21 protein-coding genes and 1 pseudogene are annotated in these 24846 nt (G+C 73.2%); 13 read left to right on the top strand and 9 right to left on the bottom strand.

Annotated features, from left to right (window positions below):
- Positions 1 to 7 precede the first annotated feature (7 nt).
- Both OG896_RS07880 and OG896_RS07875 read right to left on the bottom strand, forming a co-directional pair.
- Positions 8 to 1132 carry a DUF2637 domain-containing protein gene (locus tag OG896_RS07880; RefSeq protein WP_329363682.1) on the bottom strand — a complete coding sequence of 375 codons (1125 nt, stop codon included), beginning with the start codon at positions 1130 to 1132 and terminating at the stop codon, positions 8 to 10.
- 179 nt (positions 1133 to 1311) lie between these two features.
- Positions 1312 to 2133 carry a (2Fe-2S)-binding protein gene (locus tag OG896_RS07875; protein ID WP_329363680.1) on the bottom strand — a complete coding sequence of 274 codons (822 nt, stop codon included), beginning with the start codon at positions 2131 to 2133 and terminating at the stop codon, positions 1312 to 1314.
- A 345-nt stretch (positions 2134 to 2478) separates the two neighbouring features.
- Between OG896_RS07875 and OG896_RS07870 the strand changes: the two genes are divergently transcribed.
- The 3 genes and pseudogenes from OG896_RS07870 to OG896_RS07860 all read left to right on the top strand — a co-directional run.
- Entirely contained in the window at positions 2479 to 3171 is a 693-nt protein-coding gene (locus OG896_RS07870) for a GntR family transcriptional regulator (protein ID WP_329363678.1), read from the top strand.
- 666 nt (positions 3172 to 3837) lie between these two features.
- A complete protein-coding gene (gene asnB, locus OG896_RS07865; RefSeq protein WP_329363676.1) occupies positions 3838 to 5679 on the top strand; it encodes an asparagine synthase (glutamine-hydrolyzing) in 1842 nt (613 codons plus the stop codon).
- A gap of 101 nt (positions 5680 to 5780) precedes the next feature.
- Positions 5781 to 6114, top strand: a pseudogene (locus OG896_RS07860) (ATP-grasp peptide maturase system methyltransferase); the annotation flags it as partial.
- Between the two features lie 28 nt (positions 6115 to 6142).
- On the opposite strand, the gene OG896_RS07855 reads toward OG896_RS07860, so the two are convergent.
- Positions 6143 to 6595 carry a VOC family protein gene (locus OG896_RS07855; protein ID WP_329363674.1) on the bottom strand — a complete coding sequence of 151 codons (453 nt, stop codon included), beginning with the start codon at positions 6593 to 6595 and terminating at the stop codon, positions 6143 to 6145.
- Between the two features lie 21 nt (positions 6596 to 6616).
- Here OG896_RS07855 and OG896_RS07850 point away from each other — a divergent pair, with 21 nt between their 5' ends.
- From OG896_RS07850 to OG896_RS07835, 4 genes are all read left to right on the top strand, one after another.
- On the top strand, positions 6617 to 7219 hold the full coding sequence (locus OG896_RS07850) for a CGNR zinc finger domain-containing protein (RefSeq protein ID WP_329363672.1): 603 nt from the start codon (positions 6617 to 6619) through the stop codon (positions 7217 to 7219).
- A gap of 4 nt (positions 7220 to 7223) precedes the next feature.
- Positions 7224 to 7619 (top strand): SRPBCC family protein, encoded by a 396-nt coding sequence (locus tag OG896_RS07845; protein ID WP_329363670.1) that lies wholly within the window; start codon positions 7224 to 7226, stop codon positions 7617 to 7619.
- Positions 7620 to 7686: 67 nt separating this feature from the next.
- Positions 7687 to 8328, top strand: coding sequence for an RNA polymerase sigma factor (locus OG896_RS07840; protein WP_329363668.1), 642 nt, complete (start codon positions 7687 to 7689; stop codon positions 8326 to 8328).
- On the top strand, positions 8325 to 9428 hold the full coding sequence (locus OG896_RS07835; protein WP_329363667.1) for a CU044_5270 family protein: 1104 nt from the start codon (positions 8325 to 8327) through the stop codon (positions 9426 to 9428). Before OG896_RS07840 ends, OG896_RS07835 begins: the two co-directional genes overlap by 4 nt.
- 107 nt (positions 9429 to 9535) lie before the next feature.
- Here OG896_RS07835 and OG896_RS07830 read toward each other — a convergent pair whose 3' ends face one another.
- Complete coding sequence (locus OG896_RS07830; RefSeq protein ID WP_329363665.1) at positions 9536 to 10144, bottom strand: TetR/AcrR family transcriptional regulator; 609 nt, start codon at positions 10142 to 10144, stop codon at positions 9536 to 9538.
- 103 nt (positions 10145 to 10247) lie between these two features.
- Between OG896_RS07830 and OG896_RS07825 the strand changes: the two genes are divergently transcribed.
- A complete protein-coding gene (locus OG896_RS07825) occupies positions 10248 to 11225 on the top strand; it encodes an NmrA family NAD(P)-binding protein (protein WP_329363663.1) in 978 nt (325 codons plus the stop codon).
- Positions 11226 to 11320: 95 nt separating this feature from the next.
- Here the strand turns inward: OG896_RS07825 and OG896_RS07820 are convergent, their stop codons facing one another.
- From OG896_RS07820 to OG896_RS07805, 4 genes are all read right to left on the bottom strand, one after another.
- Positions 11321 to 12028: an SDR family oxidoreductase gene (locus OG896_RS07820; RefSeq protein ID WP_328470817.1), complete on the bottom strand. Its 708-nt coding sequence runs from the start codon at positions 12026 to 12028 to the stop codon at positions 11321 to 11323.
- 124 nt (positions 12029 to 12152) lie between these two features.
- Positions 12153 to 12806, bottom strand: a complete 654-nt coding sequence (locus OG896_RS07815) for a hypothetical protein (RefSeq protein ID WP_329363661.1) — start codon at positions 12804 to 12806, stop codon at positions 12153 to 12155.
- Positions 12807 to 13033: 227 nt separating this feature from the next.
- Positions 13034 to 13786, bottom strand: coding sequence for a hypothetical protein (locus OG896_RS07810; protein ID WP_329363658.1), 753 nt, complete (start codon positions 13784 to 13786; stop codon positions 13034 to 13036).
- Positions 13787 to 14158: 372 nt separating this feature from the next.
- Entirely contained in the window at positions 14159 to 16033 is a 1875-nt protein-coding gene (locus tag OG896_RS07805) for a PucR family transcriptional regulator (RefSeq protein ID WP_329363656.1), read from the bottom strand.
- Between the two features lie 447 nt (positions 16034 to 16480).
- On the opposite strand from OG896_RS07805, the gene OG896_RS07800 reads away from it, so the two are divergent.
- The 5 genes from OG896_RS07800 to OG896_RS07780 all read left to right on the top strand — a co-directional run bounded on the left by OG896_RS07800 (position 16481) and on the right by OG896_RS07780 (position 23093).
- Entirely contained in the window at positions 16481 to 17368 is an 888-nt protein-coding gene (locus tag OG896_RS07800) for an FAD binding domain-containing protein (RefSeq protein WP_329363653.1), read from the top strand.
- Positions 17359 to 17835 (top strand): (2Fe-2S)-binding protein, encoded by a 477-nt coding sequence (locus tag OG896_RS07795; protein WP_328470827.1) that lies wholly within the window; start codon positions 17359 to 17361, stop codon positions 17833 to 17835. Before OG896_RS07800 ends, OG896_RS07795 begins: the two co-directional genes overlap by 10 nt.
- An 83-nt stretch (positions 17836 to 17918) precedes the next feature.
- The gene (locus OG896_RS07790) at positions 17919 to 20306 is read left to right on the top strand and encodes a xanthine dehydrogenase family protein molybdopterin-binding subunit (RefSeq protein WP_329373799.1); all 2388 of its coding nucleotides are present in this window, start codon (positions 17919 to 17921) and stop codon (positions 20304 to 20306) included.
- 163 nt (positions 20307 to 20469) lie between these two features.
- Positions 20470 to 21939 (top strand): NCS2 family permease, encoded by a 1470-nt coding sequence (locus tag OG896_RS07785; RefSeq protein WP_329363651.1) that lies wholly within the window; start codon positions 20470 to 20472, stop codon positions 21937 to 21939.
- Between the two features lie 29 nt (positions 21940 to 21968).
- Complete coding sequence (locus OG896_RS07780; RefSeq protein WP_329363650.1) at positions 21969 to 23093, top strand: XdhC/CoxI family protein; 1125 nt, start codon at positions 21969 to 21971, stop codon at positions 23091 to 23093.
- A gap of 775 nt (positions 23094 to 23868) precedes the next feature.
- On the opposite strand, the gene OG896_RS07775 is transcribed toward OG896_RS07780, so the two are convergent.
- Complete coding sequence (locus tag OG896_RS07775) at positions 23869 to 24777, bottom strand: radical SAM protein (protein WP_329363649.1); 909 nt, start codon at positions 24775 to 24777, stop codon at positions 23869 to 23871.
- Positions 24778 to 24846: the final 69 nt, after the last annotated feature.

Here is a 24846-nt window from a genome sequence, read left to right as displayed (position 1 = left end):
CACTTGCTCAGCCGAACTGACGCTCCAGGTCCTGGAGTTTGCGCTCCAGGGAGTCCAGCCGGGGCAGCGTCAGCGTGTCGTCCTCGGCGATCAGGTCGATCGTCTTGGGGCCCGACGCTGACGCGGACGGCTCGGACTGCGAAGCGAACGGCTCCGACGCGGAGTTGGCGGCCGGTGCCTCCTCGCGTACCGGCTGGAGTGCCGGACGCGCCCGCACCGGCAGTTCACCGGAGGGCAGTTCGGCCGAAGGGGATATGGCAGGCTCCGAAGCGGTCTGGCCGTTGCCCGTCGCACTCGCGGCGGGCAGTTCGACCTGGCGACCGCCCCGGCCACCTCGCGGCCACGGCCGCCCCTGTCGGGTGATTGCCTTTATCTTCGCCCGCTCCATCCGGTCGTGGTCGCGGCGCCGCAACTCGTTCTGCTCGCGCTGCCGCTTGTCCTCGCGGACCTCCTCGACCGCCTCGTCCAGCGAGCGCACGCCCTCCAGCAGCATCAGCGACCAGGCGCCGTACGTCTCCCGCGGGGCGCGCAGCCACCGCACCATCCGGATCTGCGGCAACGGCCGCGGCACCAGGCCCTGTTCGCGCAGTGCCGCCCGGCGGGTCTGCTTCAGCGCGCGGTCGAAGAGCACCGCGGCCGACAGCGACATGCCGGCGAAGAACTGCGGCGCGCCCGCGTGATCCACCCCGCGCGGCGCGTGCACCCAGTTGAACCAGGCCGCGGCGCCGGCGAACATCCACACCAGCATGCGCGAGCCGAGGGCGGCGTCGCCGTGGCTGGCCTCGCGGACCGCCAGCACGGAGCAGAACATCGCCGCCCCGTCCAGGCCGAACGGCACCAGGTACTCCCAGCCGTTGTCCAGGCCGAGGTTCTCCCGCCCGAAGCCGACCAGGCCGTGGAACGACAGTGCGGCGGCCACGGCGGCACAGCAGAACAGCAGCACGTACGAGGCACTGCCGTACACCGCTTCCTTGCGGCGGCGGCGTTCCTCGCTGCGCTCCCATGAATCGCCCTGGGTGGCGCTGTCACCGGACGTGCGGCGGTTGCGGAAGACGAAGACGCAAGCCGCGAGGACGACCAGGCCGATGACGGCCGAGATCATCCAGTCCAGCGATATGTCGGTGATTCTCATATGCGATTCCTCGTGTCGCTTCCGTCGCGCTCGGGCCGTGGGGACTGCTTACGACCGACATCATCGTGCAGAGCGCGGATGGGTGCAGACGTTACGGCACAAGAGCACGCGTATGGTTCCCGGGTGCTCGAACTCGCGTGCCAGAACGGCTTAGTTGAGCGAGATCGTAGCGTGGACGGTCAGGCCGCGGACGCACGGCGGTCGATCCGGGCCGGTGCGCGCAGCCGCGGACAGGTGGTGCAGGTGTCCGTGGGGCTGATGGTGTAGTAAAGGCAGCAGGTGAGCCGGGTGCGCGACGCCGCTGCGCACTGCGTCCCGGCTGACGGTCCGTCAATCCGCGTACCCGGACGGAACCCCGCGGAGCCCGGAAAAGGGTGGGTGCCGCCCGGCAGCAGCGCGGCCAGTTCGGCCACCGCGCGCTCCTCCTGGTCGAACAACCGGCCGACGTACCAGAGCCCTTCGGTGATCTCGTCGGTGACCATGCCCCACAGCGCGTGTCGGCCGCGTCGCAGCAGCGGGCCGAAGCCCGCGAGGACCGGCGCGACATGGTCGGCGATCGCCGCCCGCAGCTCGTCGCGCAGCGCGGCCGGGTGCGGCGCCGTCCGCGCGCCGGGCAGCGTCGCGGCCGGGTCGTCCGGCAGGCAGCTGAACGACCGGGTGCGCACCGTGACCCGGCCGGTGGCGGGGTGGAACGCCACGTCGCCGACCGGCAGCCGCGGCACCCTGCCGTGCAGGAACCACGGCACCGTGAACAGCAGGCACGCCGGCCACAGGTAACGGTGGAGCGCGAGGGTCGCCACGACGTCCGGGCGCGGCGGGCGCTCGCGCTTCCGGGCCGACTCGGCCGTGGCGTTCGTCACGAACGCGTCCAGCGCGGCGCCGCCCGCGGCGAGCTCGCCCGCGCCGATCCAGCCCGCGCCGGAGGGCGGCGGGGCGGCGGTGATCCGCAGTTGCGGGAAGACCGCGGACAGCCGGGCATAGGAGGCGCTGGTCGCAGGCATGGTAAGGCTTACCTTAGCGGCCTGGGTGAGGGATTGCGCCAGCGGCCGTACGCCGGACGGGTGAGTGTGCCGGAGCGCGGTACGGGAGCGGGTGGCGCCGCAGGTGGCGGTCGCGCGCCGGCCGCCCGGGCGTGGCGTGCGGGGCGTGGCGTGTGGCGTTTGGCGTGCGGGGTGTGGGGCATCGGGGTCGATGAGGGGCCGTGCGGCGGGTGGACGGGCGGCCCGGGAGATCGGGGGGATCGGGGGACCGGTGGGCGGATGGTCGTACGGTCCGATGATCGGACGTAAGGTCGGACGGATTTCCTGGACAGATTCCCGGACAGCGGTGGAGAGGGGCGGGACCCGGTGGAGCGAGCCGCGCCCATAGTGCCGCCCGCGCGGGTGCCCGAGCGGCTGTCCGTACGCGACCAGGTGCTCGACGCGCTGCGCGCCGCGATCGTCTCCGGGCGGCTCGCACCCGGCTCCGTGCACTCCGCTCCCGAGCTGGCCGAGCGGTACCGCGTCTCCGCGACCCCGGTCCGCGAGGCGATGCAGCTGCTCGCCCGCGAGGGCGCCGTCGAGGTGCTGCCCAACCGCGGCTTCCGCGTCGCCGAGCACACCGCGCGCGACCTCGCCGAGCTGGCGGAGGTGCGGGCGCTGCTCGAAGGGCCCGTGGTGCTCGGGCTCACCCGCACGGTGCCGGTCGCCCGCTGGGAGCGGTTGCGGCCACTCGCGGACGAGGCGGTCGTGCTGGCGGTCCGCGGCGACCTCGGGGGGTACGCCGAGGCCGACCGCGCGTTCCACCGGGCCGTGCTGCAGCTGTCCGGCAACCTGCACCTGGTCGCTGTCGCGGACGAGGTGCACCGGCGTACGCAGTGGCCCGCGGCCTTGCCGCAGCGGAAGGGGGGCGGCGTGCGGGATCGGGATCGGCTGGTCGCCGACGCCACGGAGCACTGCGTGCTGCTCGATGCGGTCGCCTCCGGCGAGGAGGGGGCCGTGGCGGATGCGGTGCGGCGGCACTTCGGTGGGGGTGCGGTGGGGGAGGGCGTTCACGGCTGAGGGTGTGGTGGGGGAGGGCGTTCACGGCTGAGGGTGCGGTGGGGGAGGGCGCTCACGGCTGAGGGTGCGGCCGGCCGTGGCCCCGGGGTGTCGCCGCGGGAGTGGGTCCGGCGGGCCCGGTGCGCCACCGATGTGGCTGGTCGCGCGGTTCCTCCCCCTGGCTTCGCCGGGAGGCGCCCCCAGCGCCCCTTGGTGGTCGCCCTCTTCCGCGACGGCGCCCCCGTCGCTGTTGACGGGTGAGCCTCCTCCGTCACGGCACCCGGGGTGGGGGAACCGGCCATTGTGGCTGAAGGGGTTGGGGAGGTATTCGGCCGTTCGGCGGGGCCGGGGGGAGGCCGTGCGGCGGGGGCGCGTACACCCGTTGGCGGGGCGGCGGGTGTATACGAACGGGTTCGCGGAACTGCTTCCTCCACTTTTTCGGCCCGCTTACCCCAACGCCTCGCAAAGTCGTACCCAGACCCTTGACGGAGGGTCATCAGTGCGCACGCGGCGGGGCATTTATGCAGGCCACTCATATGATGACCGAAAGTTGCTTACTACATACACCGGTCTTCCGGCTGCCGTTGACGGGCGGACCGCGGCGGATCGACCATCCGTTTAGGTGCTCAATACACATGATTCGTGTTGCGGACACTTTGCGTGTGACCGAGTGGACGGAGAAGTCGCATGTGCGGAATCACCGGATGGATCTCCTACCAGCGTGACCTGGCCGCGCAGCGGCCGATGGTCGACGCGATGACCGAGACGATGTCCTGCCGGGGGCCCGACGACCGGGGCACGTGGATCAGCGGACCGGCCGCGCTCGGCCACCGCCGGCTCGCCATCATCGACCTGCCCGGCGGCCGCCAGCCGATGAGCGTCGACGCGCCCGGCGGCACGGTCGCCATGGTCTACTCCGGCGAGGCCTACAACTTCACCGAGCTGCGCGTCGAACTGGCCGGCCGCGGCCACCGGTTCAGCACCGACTCGGACACCGAGGTGGTGCTGCACGGCTACCTGGAGTGGGGCGCGGCGGTCGCCGAGCGGCTCAACGGGATGTACGCCTTCGCGATCTGGGACGACCGCGAGAAGAAGCTCGTGATGATCCGGGACCGGATGGGCATCAAGCCCTTCTACTACTACCCGACCGCCGACGGCGTGCTGTTCGGCTCCGAGCCCAAGGCGATCCTGGCCAACCCGCTCGCCGAGCGGACGGTGACCCTCGACGGCCTGCGCGAACTGCTCGTGATGGTCAAGACCCCGGGGCACGGGTTCTGGGACGGCATGCGCGAGGTGGAGCCCGGCACCGTGGTGACCGTGGACAGCAACGGCATCCGCGCCCACACGTACTGGTCGCTGGAGACCCGGCCGCACACCGACGACAAGCAGGCGACGATCGGGCACGTGCGCACCCTGCTCGACGACATCGTGCGGCGGCAGCTCGTCGCCGACGTCCCGCGCTGCACGCTGCTCTCCGGCGGCCTGGACTCCTCCGCGATGACCGCGCTGGCCGCGCAGCAGCTCGGCCGGACCGGCGAGACCGTACGGAGCTTCGCGGTCGACTTCGTCGGCCAGACCGAGAACTTCGTCGCCGACGAGCTGCGCGGCACCCCCGACACCCCCTTCGTGCACGACGTGGCCCGTACCTCGGGCACCGAGCACCAGGACATCGTCCTGGACTCCGACCAGCTCGCCGACCCCGCCGTACGCTCCAAGGTGATCGCGGCCAGGGACCTTCCCGCGGGCTTCGGCGACATGGACGCGTCGCTCTACCTGCTCTTCAAGGCGATCCGCGCGCACTCGACGGTGGCGCTGTCGGGGGAGTCCGCCGACGAGGTCTTCGGCGGCTACCTCCAGTTCTTCGATCCCGAGGCCCGCAAGGGCAAGACCTTCCCCTGGCTGTCGAGCTTCGCCAAGCACTTCGGGGACGAGGGGAGCATCCTCACCGAGGAGTTCAGCCACGGCCTGGACCTGGACGGCTACGTGCGCGACTCCTACGCCACGGCCTCCGCCGAGGTCCAACGGCTCGCGGGCGAGAGCGACCTGGAGTTCCGGATGCGGACCATCTCGTATCTGCACCTGACCCGGTTCGTGCGCGTGCTGCTCGACCGCAAGGACCGCGCCAGCATGGCGGTCGGCCTGGAGGTGCGGGTGCCGTTCTGCGACCACCGCCTGGTGGAGTACGTCTACAACGCGCCCTGGGCGCTGAAGTCCTTCGACGGCCGCGAGAAGAGCCTGCTGCGCGAGGCGACCGCCGACGTGCTGCCGCAGTCCGTCTACGACCGGGTCAAGAGCCCCTACCCCTCCACCCAGGACCCGGCCTACGCCGTCGCCCTCCAGAAGAACGTCAAGGAAGTCCTCGCCCAGCCCGCCCACCCGGTGTTCGACCTCGTCAGCCGCAGCGCGCTGGAGCGGTTGGTGCGCATCGACACCCCGCAGATCATGCAGGCGTCGCGCCGCGGCCTTGAGCGCACCCTCGACCTCGCACTGTGGATCGACATGTACCGCCCGACCCTGAAACTGTCCTGACCCGAAAGCGTTGTCGCCCCGCCGCGGACCGCTCCCGGCGGGGCGCCGCCGTGCGCGGGAGCGGTGCGTACGCCTGACCGTGCTCACGGTTTTATGCAACATCGGCCGGGTTCGCGCCCCGGCTGATCATCGGTGACGGGCTGCGCGGCGACCCGGACGGGGGCCGGTACGACCGGCTGATCGCCACGTGCGCGGTCCGGTACATCCCGCTGCCCTGGCTGCACCAGGTGCGGCCAGGGGGAAAGATCCTGGTCACGCTCTCCGGGTGGAGCTACGCCAACGCCCTTGCGCTGCTGGACGTGACCGGTCCCGGGGAGGCCACGGGCCGGTTCCTCCCCGGTCGCACCAGCTTCATGATCGCCCGGCCGCACGACCGTCCGCCCCGTCCGGCCCTGGCCCTGCTGCCCGGGGACGAGCGGCCGAGTCGGATCGCGCTGGGCGGGCGTCCCGCTCGCGGTGGGGGTCACGCCGCGCAGAACTCGTTGCCCTCCGGGTCCCGCATGACCCACCAGTGGCCGGCGGGTCCCCGGTCGACCTCGTGGACGCAGGTCGCTCCCAGCGTTTCCAGCCGGGCCACCAGCTCGGTCAGGCCGCCGGGTCCGCCGTGCACGTCGAGGTGCAGGCGGTTCTTGCCCGACTTGGGCTCGGGTACGTCCTGGAAGAGCACCCGCCGGCCCCGGCCGACGCCGCTGGTCTGGTCGAACGGGTCGTCGGGGTGGCGGATCGCGGCATGGCCGCGGAAGTTCCTGCGGCCGCGGTGCTCGGTGACCGCGTCCTCGCCGATGTGGCCGGCGGCCAGCAGTTGCGTGATGAGGGCGCTGGGGTCCTCCACCTCGTACTCCAGGGCGGCGGCCCAGAAGTCCGCGAGGGCGGCCGCGTTCGCGCTGTCGATGACCAACTTCCAGTGCAGTGCCATGTAACCATTTATATTGGTTACATGGAATCCTCGGCAACCAAGGGGCTGACACTGCGCTCCCACACAGGTGTCGCCTACCGGTTCGACCCCGGCGCGCTGTGCCTGGAGCTGCTGACCACCGGCGGCCCGGGCCCCTACCGCCGCTACGAGGTGCTGCGCGAACCCGCCGACCTGGCCGCCTGGGCCGAGCGCTCACGGCTGACCCCGACCCCCGTGCTGGAGATCTCCGCGGCGGAGGTGGCCGGCGTACGGGAACTGCGCGACGCGCTGTTCCGTGCGGTCCTCGCCCACCTGGAGGGGGAGGATCTCCCGCCCGGCGACCTCGCGGTCATCAACGCCGCCGCGGCCCTTCCGCCTCTGGCGCCCGCCATCACCCCGGCCGGCGCGCAGTGTTGGGCCGGAAACCCGGGCGGCACGCACCTCGCGGCCACCGTCGCCAGGGACGCGGTGGCGCTGCTGACCGGGCCCTTCGCCGACCGCATACGCACCTGCGCCGCCGAGGACTGCCATCTCGTCTACGTCGACACCTCCCGCCCGGGCCGCCGCCGCTGGTGCTCGATGGAGCACTGCGGCAACCGCCACAAGGTCAGGGCGCTGCGCCTGCGCCACTCCGAGGAAGGATGACCCCGTGCCCACAGGACTCACCAAGGACGCCGGCTGGCAGATCGGCGTGTCCCGCACGCTGCCCCACCCCCCGTCCGTCGTCTGGGACTTCGTCAGCGGCGCCGAAGGGCTCGCCCTCTGGCTCGGGCCCGGCGCGGCCCTCACCCCGGAGCGCGGCGCCGCCTACCGGACGGCGGCCGGCGTCACGGGCGAGGTGCGCGGCTACCGTCCGCTGGACCGCATCCGCGTCACCCACGGCACCACCACCGTCCAGGTCGCCCTCCGCCCCACCGCCGACGGGGACCGGACGGCGCTGCGCTTCCACCAGGAGCACCTGGCGAGCGCCGAGGAGCGCGAACGGCGGCGCGCGCACTGGAACCGCGTCATGGACGAGGTCGCCGCCGCCCTCGACCGGCGCTGACCGCGGGGTGGTGGGGGAGTGGCGCAGGTCACGGGAACGGCTTGCGGTCCGCGGAGAGGTAACGGGTGTGAGGGACACCGAAGATGAGGACGGCCTGCGCCGCCGGGTGCGGGCGGGGGAGCGCGACGCGTTCGCCGAGTTGTACGAGCGGTACGCGCGGACGGTCTACAACCACGCGCTGCGGCTGACCGGGGACTGGGCGGCGGCCGAGGAGGTCATGTCGGAGACGTTCCTGGCGGCCTGGCGGGTCCGGCAGCGGGTGGAGCCGGACGGCGGGTCGCTGCGGCCGTGGCTGCTGGGCATCGCGACGCACAAGGCGCACAACGCCAACCGCGGCAGGGGCCGCCGGCTGGCTTTCCTGGCCCGGCAGCCGGAGCCGCGGGCGGTCGCGGACTTCGCGCAGGAGACCGTGGGCCGCCTCGACGACGCCCGCCGGCTCGCCGCGGTGCACGCCGCGCTCGGCAGGCTGCGCAGGCACGAGCGCGAGGTGCTGGTGCTGTGCGTCTGGGAGGGCTTGGACTACGGCCAGGCCGCCGAGGCGCTGGGCGTCAAGGTCGGCACCGTGCGCTCGCGGCTGTCGCGCGCCCGGGCCCGGCTCGGCCGGCTGAGCGAGGAGGAGGCCGCGCGGACGGAACCGCGCCGCGCCCGCGGAGAGGGAACAGGCAGGGCCGTGTTCGCGGCCCTGCCCGTACGGGAGGAGACCCGATGAGCGACACCCCGTCCCGCCCCGGAACCGAGCGTTCCAGCGGCGATCGGACCGACGCCACCGAGTTGGCGCGGCTGCTGCCGCCGCCGGCGCGATGGGACCTCCCGCGCGAGCGCCACCTGCACCACAAGGAACTCCTGATGCAGCAGATCGACCACGACCTCGACCGTGCCCGCACGACCGAGGCCGCACCGGCCCCGCGCCGTACGCGCCGGCCGCGCCCCGCCGTACTGGCCTCGCTGACCGCCCTCGCCGTGGCCGGCGCGCTCACCGCCGGCCTGGCGACGCGCGGCGGCGGCCACGGGACCGCGGTCGCCCCGCGCGCCGGGGCACCCGCCGCCCAGCAGGCGTCCACCCTGCTCGACCGGATCTCCGACGTCGCCCTCGCCGGAGACGCGACCCCGGTCCGGGACGACCAGTTCGTGTACGTGAAGAGCATGACCGAGGGCGCGGACGAGACGAGCGGCACGGCGGTGCCCGGCGCGCTGCACACCAGGGAGATCTGGTCCTCGCAGGCGCGGGGACCGGTCAAGCGGATGGGCCTGGTCCGCGAGGAGGGCGAGACCTTTCCGATCAACGCGTCGCTCGGCGACACCGACGGCACGCCGCCCGGCTTCTCCCGCTCGACGTATCGCTGGCTCGCCTCGCTGCCCACCGACCCGAAAGCCCTGGTGGCGTACTTGTACGCCCACACGCCCGGGAATGCGGGGCAGGAGCAGGACCAGGCGGTGTTCGCAACGATCGGCGGGCTCATCGACGAGAGCGTGATGCCGCCGCGGACCGCCGCGGCCCTCTACAAGGCAGCGGCACTCATCCCCGGCGTCGTCACGGACCCGGGCGCGACGGACGCCACCGGCCGGCACGGCGTCGGCGTCCGCCGCGACGACACCCGCTACGGCCAGCGCACGGAGTGGGTGTTCGACGCGAACGACCTGTCCTACCTGGGCTCGCGCACCTATCTGCTCAAGGACACCGGGGAGGGCCGCAAGGGCACGATGCTCTCCGCCGACGCCGTGCTGGAGCGGGCGGTGGTGGACAAGGAGGGCGAGCAGCCCACGGCCGCGCAGGTCCGCCGGCCGCGGCCGGCCACGGCTCAGGGCTGACGCCGCCGGCCGCGGCCGGCCACGGCTCAGGGCTGACGCCGCCGGGGCGCCGGGTGGGGCCGGGCGAACGCCCCGCCCGGCGCTCCGGGCCGCCTGGCGGCGCTCGGCTACGGCAGGGAGGCGGCGACCGCCGCGCGGATCGGCGCGAGGTCCACGTCCGTGCCGATCGCGGCCTCGTCCGGAGCCCTGTCGCGGGACGGCTCGACGCCGAACAGGGCGCGGGTGAAGGCCGGGTGGACGGTACGGCCGAGCAGGTCGCGGGTGATCGCGGCGCCGGCCGCGGGCGTCAATCCCCGCCGCTCGGTGAGGTAGGAGGCCAGGCGCTCGTGGGCGGTGGCGAAGATCGCGTCGTAGTACCGGGCGGACGCCTCGGGGAGCCGGCCGGCCTCGGAGATGCCCAGCCGGCAGGTGCGCACCGTGGGCGTCCACACCAGCATCTGGAGGAAGCGGCCGCAGAACAGGACAACCGCCTCGGTGGTGTCGTCGCTGTAGTCGGCGGGCGTCCTGAGCTTGCCGAGGTACAGCTCCCGCACCAGGTCGACGACGGCGAGGAAGAGGTTGTCCTTGCTCTCGAAGTGCGCGTACAGGCTTCGCTTCGAGGTCTGGGCGCGGGCGGCCACGACGTCCATGGACGCGCGCTCGAAGCCCATCTCCAGGAAGACGTCCTTCGCCGTCCACAGGATGTGCTTCCGCAGTTCGTCACCGCGCTTCGCCATGCGGCGTCCTCTCTTGGTGCTGTTCCGGCCGCGAAGTAAACGGTACGGTAGAGTTTACTTCGCTCCTCGTTCTCCGTCACGTGTCACCGGTCGGGAGAGATACATGATCGTCGTCACCACACCCACAGGCAACATCGGCCGCCAGGTTCTCGGCGAGGTCCTCGCCCGGCGGACCGAGCGGGGCGAGCAGGGTGAGCCGGTCCGGGTGATCGCACGTGACCCCTCCCGGCTCGCGCCCGACGTGCGCGGGCGGGTCGAGGTCGTCCAGGGCTCGATGACCGACCCCGAGGTGCTCGCCACCGCGTTCGCGGGCGCGGACAGCGTCTTCTGGCTGGTGCCGCCGTACACCGAGGGCGCCGAAGTCGCGGGCTACGCGGTGGACTTCACCCGGCCGGCCTGCGAGGCGATCAGCGCGCGGGGTGTCCGGCGGGTGGTCGCGGTGACGGGCCTGGGCGCGCCCGCCGCCCCGCACGCGCCCGCCGCCTCGGCTGTGTCGGCCGCCCCGCACGCGCCCGCCGCCTCGGCTGTGTCGGCCACCCCGCACGCGCCCGCCGGTCCTGGACTCGGTTCGCGGGCCCTGGACGCGCTGATCGAGAGCACCGGCGTGGCCTACCGGTCGCTGCGGATGCCCGCGTTCATGGAGAACCTGCTCCAGCAGCTCGGGCCGATCCGGGACCAAGGCGTGTTCTTCCTGCCGATCTCCGGGGACCGGCGGATACCGACCTGCGCCACCCGCGACATCGCCGCCGTCGCGGCCGAGTTGCTGCTCGACGGCTCCTGGGACGGCCAGGAGGGCGTGCCGGTGCTCGGCGCCGAGGACCTGTCGTACCGCGACATGGCGCGCGTCATGTCCGAGGTGCTGGGACGGCCGATCCGCTACCAGCAGGTCCCCGGCGAGGCGTTCAAGGCCCAGTTGACGCGGCAGGGCATGCCCGGGGCGTGGGCGCGGTCCGTCGTGGACCTGCTCGCGGAGGTCGACGCCGGGTGCTACGACGCCGAGCCGCGTACGGCGCGCTCCACCACGCCGACGACCTTCCGCCAGTGGTGCGAGGACGTCCTCAAGCCGGCCGTCGCGGGCTGAGCGCGGGCCTTCCGGCCGTACGTGCCCCGGTTCCGTACGCGCCCGGGTCCGTACCTGCCCCGGGGCCGTACGCGCTCAGCCGTGGGTCGCCGTGGCTACCAGGGCAGCGGGCCGTTGACGTCGAAGTACCCGCCGGTCGGGCCGTCGGGGCCGACCTGGGCCATGCGGACGATGATCTCCGCGCCCTGCTCGACGGTCTGGACGCCGGTGCGCCCGTTCAGGTCGGTCGCGGTGTAGCCGGGCTCCACCGCGTTGATCCGGATCTCCGGGAACGCCTTCGCGTACTGCACGGTGAGCGCGTTGACCGCGGTCTTCGACACCGGGTAGGCGACGCCGGGGTACGCGTGGGTCGGGGTGCCCTCGGCGGTGAGCCGGGCCAGCGAGCCCAGGCCGCTGCTGACGTTGACCACGACCGGCGCGGACGAGCGCCGCAGCAGCGGCAGGAACGCGTGGGTCACGCGCACCACGCCGAACACGTTCGTCTCGAACAGCGGCCGCATCGTGTCGACGGTGAGGTCCGCGGCGCCGATGATGCCGTTGTCCGCCGTCCGCGACTCGATGCCGGCGTTGTTGACCAGGACGTCGAGGCCGCCGTCGGCCTCGATCGCCTTCGCGGCGGCGGTGACGGACGCGTCGTCGGTCACGTCGATGACGACGGCCCGCGCGCCCAACTCCTCGGCGGCGCGCCGGCCGCGCTCGGGGTCGCGGCTGCCGACGTAGACGGTGTGGCCCGCTTCGACGAGCCGGCGGGCGGTCTCGCGGCCCAGCCCCTTGTTGGCTCCGGTGATCAGTGTGGTGGTCATGGGTCCAGGGTGCGGCAGGGCGCCGCGCGCAGCCAGGACCTCCTTGTCCTGGGTTGGGCGGGTCCCGGGGACGACGGGGGAGCGAGGAGACGGGGGAGCGGGGCCGACGGGGGTGGAGGCGCGGTCAGGCGGCCGGGAGGACGTGGATGCCGCCGCCGTGGCTGTCGACCGTCACGGTGCGCGCGGAGCGGGGATCGACCCGGACGCCGACTTCCTTCCCGCCGCCGCCCGACTCCGCGTGCACCGCGTAGCCCTCGGACGGCAGGCGCACCTTGATGGCGCCGCCGGCGGAGTCCACGTCCACGTCGCGGGGCGCGTCGGTGAAGGAGAGCGACGCGCCGCCGCCGTGCGAGCGGACCGTCACGTCGGCGGCGGCGGTGCCGTCCGCGGTGACCTGCCCGCCCGCGCTGTCCACGGTCAGCTTCCCCGCGGCGCCGTGCACGGTGGTCGCGCCGCCGTGGCTGAGCAGGCGGGCGGCCATCGCCGCGGGCATCTGGAGGTGGTAGTCCACCCGGCACTTGTCGCCGTGCGTGCACGCCTTGCTGTCCAGGTCGAGCACGCCCCGGTCGACTGTGTGCGCGGTGGTGGGCCGCTTGCCGTCGTAGTGCACGGTCTCGGTCACCTTGACCTGGGTCGTGGCCGCCCCCGCGTCCACCAGGATCTTGCCGCCCGAACCGTCGAGCCGCAGCGAGGTGACGTGCCCGCCGACCGTGTACACCGACGTGGCGGTGTGGTCGTACGAACCCGCGAGGTGACATCCCGTCAGAAGCAGTGCCACGCCGACCGCTCCGCCCCACACCAGGGCCGGGCGGGCGCGGGGGACGGGACTCGGCGGGAGGGATGCTCGCGGTGTCATGGTGACGGTCCTTCGGTCCGGGGCCAGTACAGGCGGTCGGACGCCGGCGTGTGCCGCACCCTCCCCGCTGCCCCGACGCTACGGCGGCGCCCCGCGGCCCCGGAATCCGGCGAACCCGCCGACCGATGGTGGGGATTGCCCCCGTACCGTCAGCCCGCGAGGTCGGGCGCCAGCCAGACCGGGACGCCGCCCAGGAGCGTGTGCAGCCGGGCGGCCTCGGTGCGCAGGCGGGCCGACTCGTCGGGGTCGGGGGAGACCGTGGCCAGCGAGAGCAACGCCGGGGCGGTGCCGACCAGGTGGCCGAGCGAGACCCGAATCCGCAGGGACTCGGTGAAGCCGTGCCGGGCCTCGGCGAGGTCGCCCTCGGTGGCGGCGAGGCCGGCGAGGTGGCGCCAGGTGGACGAGGTGAGGAGGGTGGCGCCGTGCGCGACCGCGCCCGCGTGGGCGCGGCGGTAGGCGGCGCGGGCGGCGGCCGGGTTCGCCGCGATGTTCTCGGCGACGAGGCCGCGCCGGAAGTCCAGCAACGGGCGGCCGGGGGAGCCGGGCCCGAGCAGGGCAGCGCTGCGGCCGAACGCGGAGCGGGCCTCGTCAGCGCGGTCGCGTACCGAGAAGACGGTGGCGCCGTAGGCGAGGCAGCCGCGCTCGGAGGCGGCCGCACCGCGCTCCTCGTCGCTGCTCGCCAGCGCCTCGGCGGTACGCAGCGCGTCCTCCGCCTCGGCCCATCCGTCGACCTGGTAGAAACACGCCTCCACCAGGAGTTCCGCCCTGTTCAGTGCGGCTCCGGCGTCGTCGGCGGCGAATGGCGCGAGCAGTGCCGCGGCCTCCGCCCAGCAGCCGCGTGCCCGCAGCCGCCACACGTCCGGTACCCCGACCACCGATTCCGACAAGGCGGTGTCCGCCACAGCATCTCCCCCAAGCGCGTCTTCGAGCCAGTGCGAGCAAGTGCGTGTGTGCATGTATGCATGTGTGTGCCGTGCGCATGCGCAGTGGCGGAAGTCCAGCACGCGGAAGGGGCCCGCGCCAAGGGGTCGGAGATCACTTCTTGTGAACGGGATCACTTTCACGAGCGCACGAACGGCGCACGCGGGGCGCACACCACGGTCACAACGAGTGCCCGCGCGGCTCGTTCGGCGGGGAGCGGTCCGGGTCCGGCGCGGGGCGGGGCGGACGGCCCTCGGGCACCGGTTCGGCCGGTCCGCGGCGACGGGGCCGGCTCATCCGCTGGGACCGGTTCGGCCGGTCCGCGGTGACGGGCCGGCTCGCCCCGGACCGGGTCAGCTCATCCGCAGCGCGAGGAAGAAGTCGAGCTTGTCCTCGAGTCGGGCCAGGTCCCGTCCGGTGAGCTGTTCGATCCGCCCGATCCGGTACCGGAGCGTGTTGACGTGCAGGTGCAGCCGGCTCGCGCACCGGGTCCAGGACCCGTCGCACTCCAGGAACGCCTCCAGCGTCGGGATCAGTTCGGCGCGGTGCCTGCGGTCGTACGCGCGCAGCGGGTCGAGCAGCCGGGCGGTGAAGGCGCGGCGCACGTCGTCGGGGACGAAGGGCAGCAGCAGGACGTGGGAGGCCAGTTCGTCGTGGCCGGCGACGCAGACCCGGCCGGGGCGGGCCGCGGCCACCCGGCGGGCATGCCGGGCCTCCTCCAGCGCGCCGCGCAGCCCCTCGGGGGAGTCGACGGCCGCGCTCACGCCGATGGTCAGCCTGCCGTCCTCGGCCAGGCCCCGGGCGAGGGGACCGCGGACGGCGGCCAGCAGGAGGTCGGCCCGCAGCGCGACCGGCTCGCCGTCCGGGGGGTTGCCGCTGTCGCCGGAGGCGGGGGAAGCGGCGCTCGCGGGAGCCGCGGGGGCATGGCCCGGGGCTCGCTTCGCCGAGCCGCGTGAGCCCGCGGCACCGGCGGCACCGGCGGAGGCGGGGGAGTTGGGGGAGTTGGGGGCGCCGGCGGAACCCGGGGAACCCGGCGAACCGGCCGAGCCGTCAGCGCCGGCGGGGGAGCCGAGGGCGCCGGGGCCCGCCGGCTCCAGCGGGACCAGCGCCATCGCCCGGTCCTCCGCGACCGCGACCGCCACCCGGTCGGCCGCTTCCGCGCCCGGCTCCGCCGGGTCCGCGAGCAACTCCTCCAGCAGCGCCCGCGCGACCGGCCCGGGGGGCGCCTCGGCGCCCGCGTCCGCCCAGTCCACCCGGGCCACCACGATCTGCCACTGCGGCGGAGCCCCGACCCCGGGCAGCAGCACCGGCGCCGCCGCCCGCAGCCGCGCCCCGATCTCCGACGGTGCCGCACCGCCCCTGACCAGCTCGAACACTTCCGTGGCCAGCCGCCGACGCACCGCCCGCGAGGCGTCCCGCCGCTCCCGTTCCACCCCGATGAGCAGGGTCACCCCGCGCAGCAGCTCCAGCCGCTCGGCCGGCCACTCCCCGGCGTCCGCCTCGACCGCGAGGAACCAGTCCGACAGGACGGTGGCGCGCACGTCGGCGCCGGCGTCCGTGCCGGTCCTTACCGGGAACAGCGAGTACACCCGGCCGCTCTGCGCCGCGGTCCGGTACGGCGCCGGCCGTCCGGTACGGCTCGCGGCCTGCTGCGCGCCGGCCAGTTCGGCGCGGACCGGGGCGGGCAGCGGCTGCCCGGCGCCGGCGATCTCCCGGCCGGTCGAGGAGAGCACCCACGCCCGCAGGTCGAGGTCGCTGCCGAGCAGGTCGAGGACCGCCTCGGGCCCACCGCCGCCGGCCCCCGCCGACATCAGCCGCCGGTGCCGGTCCACCACCGCCGCGAGGTCCCCGGCCCGCTCGCCGGACACCTGCCGGACCACGTACTCGGTGATCGTGGCGAAGGCCACCCGCTCGTCGACCGAGAACAGCGGCAGCCGGTGCCGTGCGCAGGCGTCGACCAGGTCCTGCGGGATCGTGCCGATCCCGGCGTTGCCCGCGGCCAGCGCGGCCACCCCGGCGGTGGACAGCAGCCGTACGAAAGGCTCGGAGTCGGCCGGTCCGTGCCGCCACGCGAGCCCGGTGAGCACCAGCTCGCCACCGGTCAGATAGCGGCTCGGGTCGCGCAGGTCGGTGGTCATCACCCCGCGTACGGTCCGGTCCAGCTCGTCCTCGCCGCTGAGCAGCCGCAGACCGAGTGCGTCGGTGTCCAGCAGTGCGCTCAGCCGCATCGTCCTCGCCTCGTCCTTGCTCGCCGGCCCCGCGGGCCCGTCGCCCGTCGTCCGCCGCCGTTCGTGCCGGTGCCACACCGTCCGTGCCGGCGCCACGCCGTCCGGTCGCCGCGTCCGCCCGGTGCCGCGCCGTCCTGGGGGTCGGGTGCCGGTGATCACCGGCACCACTCGCGAAGTGTGCTGCACGCGTGTTGCCGGTGGGATGCGGCGACGTTTCGCGACAGCCCCTTTCGGAGGAATGTACAAGACCTACCTGTTGGCCAGCCAAGTGCTTCATGTGTTCGGTGACTGCACCCGAACGGCCCCGCGGCCGTGTACTGGCCGCACGCCGCGTGTACAGGACATGAACAGCCCCGCACGAGCAGCCCCGCATGGACCGCCCCGCCGAGCATCCGCCGAGCATCCGGAGCAGGACGAGCATCCGGATCAGCCGAGAAGAGAATCCCCATGGAATTCCTGCGCCCCGCCACCTGGCAGGAGGCGCTCGCCGCAAAGGCCGAGCACCCAGCGGCCGTGCCCATCGCCGGTGGCACGGACGTGATGGTCGAGATCAACTTCGACCACCGCAGGCCCGAGTACCTGCTGGACCTGAACCGCATCACCGAACTCCAGGAGTGGGAGACCGGCGCGGACACCGTGCGCCTGGGCGCGTCCGTCCCCTACACGAAGATCATGGAGCACCTGCGCACCGAACTGCCGGGGCTGGCGCTCGCCTCCCACACCGTGGCCTCCCCGCAGATCCGCAACCGCGGTGGCGTCGGCGGCAACCTCGGCACCGCCTCCCCGGCCGGCGACGCCCACCCGGCGCTGCTGGCCGGCGGGGGCCAGGTCGAGGCCGAGTCGGTCCGCGGCACCCGGATGATCCCGATCGACGACTTCTACCTCGGGGTGAAGCGCAACGCGCTGGCGCCCGACGAGCTGATCAGGGCCGTGCACCTGCGCCGGGCGAGCGGCCCGCAGCAGTTCTCCAAGGTCGGCACCCGCAACGCCATGGTGATCGCGGTGTGCGCCTTCGGGATCGCGCTGCACCCCGACACCCGCACCGTACGCACCGGCATCGGCTCGGCCGCGCCGACCCCGATCCGGGCGAGGACCGCCGAGGAGTTCCTGGCCGCCGCGCTGGACGAGGCCGGGCTGTGGGACAGCCGCGGACCCGTACCGCCTTCGGTGGCACGGCAGTTCGCCGACCTGGTGGCCGGGGCCGCCAACCCGATCGACGACGTGCGCGGCACCGCGTCGTACCGCAGGCACGCGCTGGGCGTGATGGCCCGCCGCACCCTGGGGTGGACCTGGCAGGAGTACCGCGGCGACCAGAGGAGTGCGTCATGCGCGTGACGATGACCGTCAACGGCCGCCCGCAGGAGGCGGACGACGTGTGGGAGGGCGAGAGCCTGCTGTACGTCCTGCGCGAGCGGATGGGGCTGCCGGGCTCCAAGAACGCCTGCGAGCAGGGCGAGTGCGGCTCGTGCACGGTCCGCCTCGACGGCGTGCCGGTCTGCTCCTGCCTGGTCGCCGCCGGGCAGGCGCAGGACCGCGAAGTGACCACGGTGGAGGGCCTGTCCGGCCCGGACGGCGAACTGTCCACCGTCCAGCAGGCGTTCGTCGACGCGGGCGCCGTGCAGTGCGGCTTCTGCACGCCCGGACTGCTGGTCGCCGCCGACGAGTTGCTGGAGCGCAACCCGGAGCCGTCCGACGGCGACATCCGCGAGGCGCTGTCGGGCAACCTGTGCCGCTGCACCGGCTACGAGAAGATCCTCGACGCGGTCCGCCTGGCGGCCGCCCGTACCGAACAGGAGGTGTGACCGTGGCCGACCAGTACCGTACGGCGAACCTCCCGCGCGCCGACCGGGGGACCGGCACCGCCCGGCCGCCTCGCGCCGCCGCCGTGCCCGGGCGCGCTCCGACCAGCCTCACCCAGGGCACCGGCGCCGCCGGCACCAAGGGCGGCATCGGCGAGTCCACGCTGCGCCCCGACGGCATCCTCAAGGTCACCGGCGAGTTCGCGTACTCCTCCGACCTGTGGCACGAGGACATGCTGTGGGGCTACACGCTGCGCAGCACCGTCGCCCACGCCACGATCCTGTCCATCGACACCGGCGAGGCGCTGGCCACCTCCGGCGTCTACGCGGTGCTCACCTACGACGACCTGCCCACCGAGGTCAAGAACTACGGCCTGGAGATCCAGGACACCCCGGTGCTCGCGCACGGCAAGGTCCGCCACCACGGCGAACCCGTCGCCCTGGTCGCCGCCGACCACCCCGAGACCGCCCGCCGGGCCGCCGCGAAGATCCGGATCGAGTACGAGGAACTGCCCGTCATCACCGACGAGGCGTCCGCGACCGCGCCCGACGCGATCCTGGTGCACGAGGGCCGCGACGACCACCACAGCGGGCACGTCCCGCACCCCAACGTGGTGCACCGCCAGCCGATCGTGCGCGGCGACGCCGACGCCGCGGCCGCCCGCGCCGACGTGGTGGTGCGCGGCGACTACGTCTTCGGCATGCAGGACCAGGCGTTCCTCGGCCCCGAGTCGGGCCTGGCGGTGCCGGCCGAGGACGGCGGCGTCGACCTGTACGTCGCCACCCAGTGGCTCCACTCCGACCTGCGGCAGATCGCCCCGGTGCTCGGCCTGCCCGAGAGCAAGGTCCGGATGACGCTCTCCGGCGTCGGCGGCGCCTTCGGCGGCCGTGAGGACCTGTCGATGCAGATCCACGGCTGCCTGCTGGCGCTGCGTACCGGCAAGCCGGTGAAGATCGTCTACAACCGCTTCGAGTCGTTCTTCGGCCACGTCCACCGCCACCCCGCCCGGCTCCACTACGAGCACGGCGCCACCCGCGACGGCAAGCTCACCCACGTCCGCTGCCGGATCGTGCTGGACGGCGGCGCCTACGCCTCCGCCTCGCCGGCCGTCGTCGGCAACGCCGCCTCGCTGTCGATCGGACCGTACGTCGTCGAGGACGTGGACATCGAAGCGCTCGCGCTCTACACCAACAACCCGCCCTGCGGCGCCATGCGCGGCTTCGGCGCGGTCCAGGCCTGCTTCGCCTACGAGGCCCAGATGGACAAGGTCGCCGCCGAACTCGGCCTCGACCCGGTCGAGTTCCGGCAGCGCAACGCCATGGAGCAGGGCACGATCATGCCGACCGGGCAACCGGTCGACTCGCCCGCGCCGGTCGCCGAACTGCTGCGCCGGGTCAAGGCGATGCCGCTGCCGCCCGAGCAGCAGTGGCGTACCACCGAGGGCGCCGACGTCCGCGCGCTGCCCGGCGGCCTGTCCAACACCACGCACGGCGAAGGCGTCGTCCGCGGGATCGGCTACGCGGTCGGCATCAAGAACGTCGGCTTCTCCGAGGGCTTCGACGACTACTCCACCGCGCGGGTGCGGATCGAGGTCATCAACGGCGAACCGGTGGCGACCGTGCACACCGCGATGGCCGAGGTCGGGCAGGGCGGCGTCACCGTACACGCGCAGATCGCCCGCTCCGAACTCGGTGTCACCCAGGTCACCATCCAGCCCGCCGACACCCGGGTCGGCTCGGCCGGCTCCACCTCCGCCTCCCGGCAGACCTACATGACCGGCGGCGCGGTGAAGAACACCTGCGAGGCGGTACGCGAACGGGTGCTGGAGATCGGCCGGCGCAGGTTCGGCACCTACCACCCGGCGTGGGCCACCGCCGAACTGCTGCTGGAGGACGGCAGGGTCGTCACCGACGGCGGCGAGGCGCTGGCCGACATCGCCGACGTCCTGGAGGGCGAATCCGTCGACCTGGAACTGGAGTTCAGGCACCGCCCGACCCAGGCGTTCGACCTGCGCACCGGACAGGGCAACGGCCACGTCCAGTACAGCTTCGCCGCGCACCGCGCCGTGGTCGAGGTCGACACCGAACTCGGCCTGGTCAAGGTGGTCGAACTCGCCTGCGCGCAGGACGTCGGCAAGGCGCTCAACCCGCTGTCGGTGGTCGGCCAGATCCAGGGCGGCACCACGCAGGGCCTGGGCGTCGCCGTCATGGAGGAGATCGTGGTCGACCCGAAGACCGCGAAGGTCCGCAACCCGTCCTTCACCGACTACCTGATCCCGACCATCCTCGACACCCCGACGATCCCCGTCGACGTGCTCGAACTCGCCGACGACCACGCGCCGTACGGGCTGCGCGGCATCGGCGAGGCGCCCACCCTGTCCTCGACTCCCGCCGTGCTCGCCGCCATCCGGCAGGCGACCGGCCTGGAGCTGAACCGAACCCCGGTCCGGCCGGAACACCTCACCGGATCGTAGGGCCCGGGGCCGGCCGCACCACGGGCCGAGCCCCGGACCCCTCTCTTGTTCGCCTCGGGCCGTCCCCCGGGTCGTGCAGGCCGCGCCTGAAGGGGCGCTATCCCAAATCCCGTTCCGCGAGCCGCGGGCGGGTGCCCCTGTGAACCTTGGGAGTTGGCTACACATGACCCAGACACCCGTAGAGCCGCAGACGGCGGCGGAGGACGCGGGCCCCGGCTCACGCGTGCCCGCCGGCAGATCGTGGCTCGACCGGTACTTCCACATCTCCGACCGAGGGTCGTCGATCCCCCGCGAAGTGCGCGGCGGCATCACCACCTTCATGGCGATGTGCTACATCCTCCTGCTCAACCCGCTGCTGCTGTCCGGCCCGGACGCGCATGGCGTCAAGCTCGCGCACGCGGCCCTGATCACCGCCACCGCGCTGGCCGCGGCGGTCTCCACGCTGCTGATGGGCTTCTTCGGCAAGGTCCCGCTGGCGCTGGCCGCCGGCCTGAGCGTCGCCGGCGTGATCTCCACCCAGGTCGCGCCGCACATGACCTGGCCGCAGGCGATGGGCATGTGCGTGATCTACGGCGCGGTGATCGTGCTGCTGGTGGTCACCGGGCTGCGCGAGATCGTGATGAACGCGATACCGCTGCCGCTCAAGCACGGCATCACCATCGGCATCGGCATGTTCATCGCGCTGATCGGCCTGGTCAACGCCGGGTTCGTCGGCAAGGGCGACCCGCACGGCACCTCCCCGGTGGCGCTGGGCGGCCCCGACGGGAAGCTGTCGGGCTGGCCGGTGCTGCTGTTCTGCGTGACGCTGCTACTGATCTTCATGCTCCAGGCCCGCAACATCCCCGGCGCGATCCTGATCGGCATCGTGACCGGCACGGTGCTCGCCGTCGTCGTCAACGCGGCCGGCCACCTCACCGCGGCCGACTGGGGCGGCACCGCGCCCAAGCTCCAGGGCAGCGCGGTGTCCATGCCGGACTTCTCGCTCTTCGGGCACGTGGAGTTCGGCGGCTGGGGCTCCATCGGCGGCATGACGGTCGGCGTGATCGTCTTCACGCTGGTGCTCGCCGGGTTCTTCGACGCGATGGCCACCATCATCGGCGTCGGCACCGAGGCCGGGCTCGCCGACGAGCGCGGCCGGATGCCGGGCCTGTCCAAGGCGCTGTTCATCGACGGCGCCGGCGGTGCGATCGGCGGTGTCGCGGGCGCCTCCGGGCAGACCGTCTTCATCGAGTCCGCGACCGGCGTCGGCGAGGGCTCGCGCACCGGTCTGTCCTCGGTGATCACCGGCGTGCTCTTCGCGCTCGGTCTGTTCTTCACCCCGCTCGCCCAGATCGTGCCCGGCCAGGTCGCCGCCGCCGCGCTGGTGGTGATCGGCGCGATGATGATGGGCAACGCCCGGCACGTCGACTGGTCCGACCGGTCCGTGGCCGTCCCGGTCTTCATGACCGTGGCGCTGATGCCGTTCACGTACTCCATCACCGCCGGCGTCGGCGCGGGCGTCGTCTCCTACACCGCGATCAAGGCCGCGCAGGGTAAGTGGCGCGAGCCCGGGGTCTTCATGTGGGTCCTCACCGCCGTCTTCACCGTCTACTTCGCCCTGCACCCCATCGAGAGCTGGCTCGGCGTCAAGTAGCCGCATCCCGCCCAAGGAGTTGAACCGCCATGCTGGACATCGCAACCGAGCTGCACCGCTGGTGCGGGCGCGGCCGGCCGTTCGCCGTCGCGACCGTGCTCGCCACCGGCGGCAGCGCCCCGCGGCAGCCCGGCGCCGCACTCGCCGTGGACGGCGACGGCACCGCGGTCGGCAGCGTGTCCGGCGGGTGCGTCGAGGGCGCCGTCTACGAACTGTGCCGCGAGGCGCTGTCCGGCGACGGCCCCCCGACCGTGGTGCAGCGCTTCGGCTACTCCGACGAGGACGCCTTCGCGGTCGGTCTGACCTGCGGCGGCGTGATCGACATCCTCGTCCAGCGGATCGATCCCGGGGTGCGGCCCGAGATCGTCCGCGCGCTGGCCGCCGCCGCCTCCGGTGAGGCGGCGGCGGTCGCCCGGATCGCCGCCGGCCCCGCGGAACTCCTCGGCCGCGCGCTGCTGGTGCGCACCGACGGGTCGTACGACGGCTCGCTCGGCGACGGCCCGCGGGATCGTACGGCCGCCGGGCAGGCGCACGCGATGCTCGCGGCCGGGCGCACCGGCACGGTGCAGATCGGCGCCGACGGCAGCCGGTGCGGGCAGCCGCTGACGCTGCTGGTCGAGTCGAGCGTGCCGCCGCCGCGGATGCTCGTGTTCGGTGCGATCGACTTCGCGGCCGCGCTGGTCCGGGCGGGGAAGTTCCTCGGGTACGACGTGACCGTCTGCGACGCGCGGCCGGTGTTCGCCACGGCCGGGCGCTTCCCCGAGGCTGACCGGGTCGTGGTGGAGTGGCCGCATCGCTATCTCGACGCGGAGGTGGCGGCCGGGCGGGTCGACGCGCGCGCCGTGCTGTGCGTGCTCACGCATGACGCGAAGTTCGATGTGCCCTTGCTGGAGCGGGCGTTGCGCCTTCCGGTGGCCTACGTCGGCGCGATGGGATCGCGCCGCACCCACCTCCAACGGCTCGACCGCCTCCGCGAGGCCGGGCTGCCCGAGGCCGCGCTCGACCGGCTGCGGTCCCCGATCGGGCTCGACCTCGGCGCGCGCACTCCCGAGGAGACGGCGCTCTCCATTGCCGCGGAGGTCGTCGCGCTCCGCTACGGTGCCACCGGCCGGCCCCTCACGGGTGCGCACACCCCCATCCACGCGGTGGCCTGACCGGCGGCAACTGGACCCTCCAGGGTGCCCCTGTCCGGCCGCCCCGGGACCACCCGCCGGTGGTGGGCTGGTCGCGCAGTTCCCCGCGCCCCTGGATCTGCTCGGGTCCTTGCGTGGTGGGTTCCCTCCGGGGTGCCCCTGTCCGCCGGCGCCGGGATCACCTGTCGGTGGTGGGCTGGTGGCGCAGTTCCCCGCGGCCCTGGGATGGTGCGGCTTCCTCCGCGGAGGAAGGGCAACCCCAAGGGGCGCGGGCGAGTGTGCGGCTTAGAGAGCCACAGATTAGCTGACCGGTGCCGGTTCTGTCTGACAGCCCAGGAAACCCCTGGCCAGACAGCGAGAGACCCCGCCCATGCGCCACGGGGGTACGACGCACGGCCGGGGCCGCTGGGGGGGCGTGCTGTTCAGTGCTGAGCGTGCACGGGGGCGCTCTGGGCGCGAAGCTCACCTAGACGCCGCTGGTAGAGCGGACCGGCCACGTGTGCCGCCCGTGCCTCACTGGGCGCTGACTGTTCGATCAGGTGATGGGCCACGGCCTTGAGGTGAGCAGACCACGCCAAGACGTGCTGTTGAGCGCTCCGGCCGCACTCGTCAGGTTCACCAGGGAGGCATAGGGGCAGCGTCGGCCCGACCTTGTTCGCGGCGTGCCGGATATACCCTGCGATCCTGGCCCAGTCCTCTTCGGTCCGCTGTATGGCGTTGGCGTTGCCGTCCGTGCCCCACCGGCCGAAGTCGTCCCCGTGATCTTCCATTGGTGAACTCCTGATGATCTCAGCGGTCAAGCGGGTGCACCGATCGTAGCCGGACCGGCCATGGTGTCGGCTTCCTTCGGGTCGCAGTGCGCCACGGACGGAACGCACGGACCACACGGCCCGCACATGGGAAGGAATTGCGGGGGCGTGCAGGACTGGGCACCTTCCCCGTGCACGGCCGTGATGTCGGCCAGCACTTCCGCCATGGCCACCCCGCCCCAGATTTCGGAAAGGGGCGCGTCCATCACGTTGCCGATGTTGAGGAACCGGCCCAGCACACACGGCCACACGTCACCAGTCGGCCCGATGGCGCATTTCTCATGCGCGCAGTGCCCGCACAGATCACCGATGGTCGGGGCAGCGCCCTTACTCCCACGGCCGAAAGCCCGGGTCCGGTCACCGCCGACCGTGCCGACTCCCAGCGCAGAAAGGTCCCGTGCAGCCTCTTGGACGCGCTGACCTTCCTGCACGGCCACCACCCCGCCACGAAGCGGGATATTGAGGCTGAGCGCCTTCTCAACGTTCGCCCGGGTCTTCTTGTGCGAGCCCCGGAGCCTGGTAACGCTGTCGTGTTCCTCGGCCGTGTCCGAGTAGTACGACGTGGCGAGTTTGACCCCGCAGTCCGTGAAGGTCTCCCACAGTTCCGGCCGGATGTGGGTCATGTTCGAGAACACTTCCACGGACAGCCCGGAACCGTGCGTGTGCCGGATCAGCTCCGGAAGGTGCGGGTACAGCGTCGGCTCTCCGCCGATGAACTGAACGTCAAGCGCGCCCATGCCCGAAAGCTGGTCGATTACCCGCGTCCAGTCCTGCACGGTCATGGTGCCGTGCGTTCCCTTCGGTGACGAGTCCGCGTAGCAGTGATCGCAGAACTCGTTACACAGGCCCGTCACCTCCAACCATGCAAATTTCAGCGCGCTTTGAGCAGCACCCATCCCACGACTCCCTACCATCGGATTGGCTCTCTATCGCCGCCCGCACAGACCGGGCATGACACCTTGCAC

Source organism: Streptomyces sp. NBC_00669 (assembly GCF_036226785.1).
Lineage (GTDB): Bacteria > Actinomycetota > Actinomycetes > Streptomycetales > Streptomycetaceae > Actinacidiphila.
The sequence above is the reverse complement of the archived record's forward strand: the minus strand, read 5'-3'. Positions and strand labels throughout refer to the sequence as shown.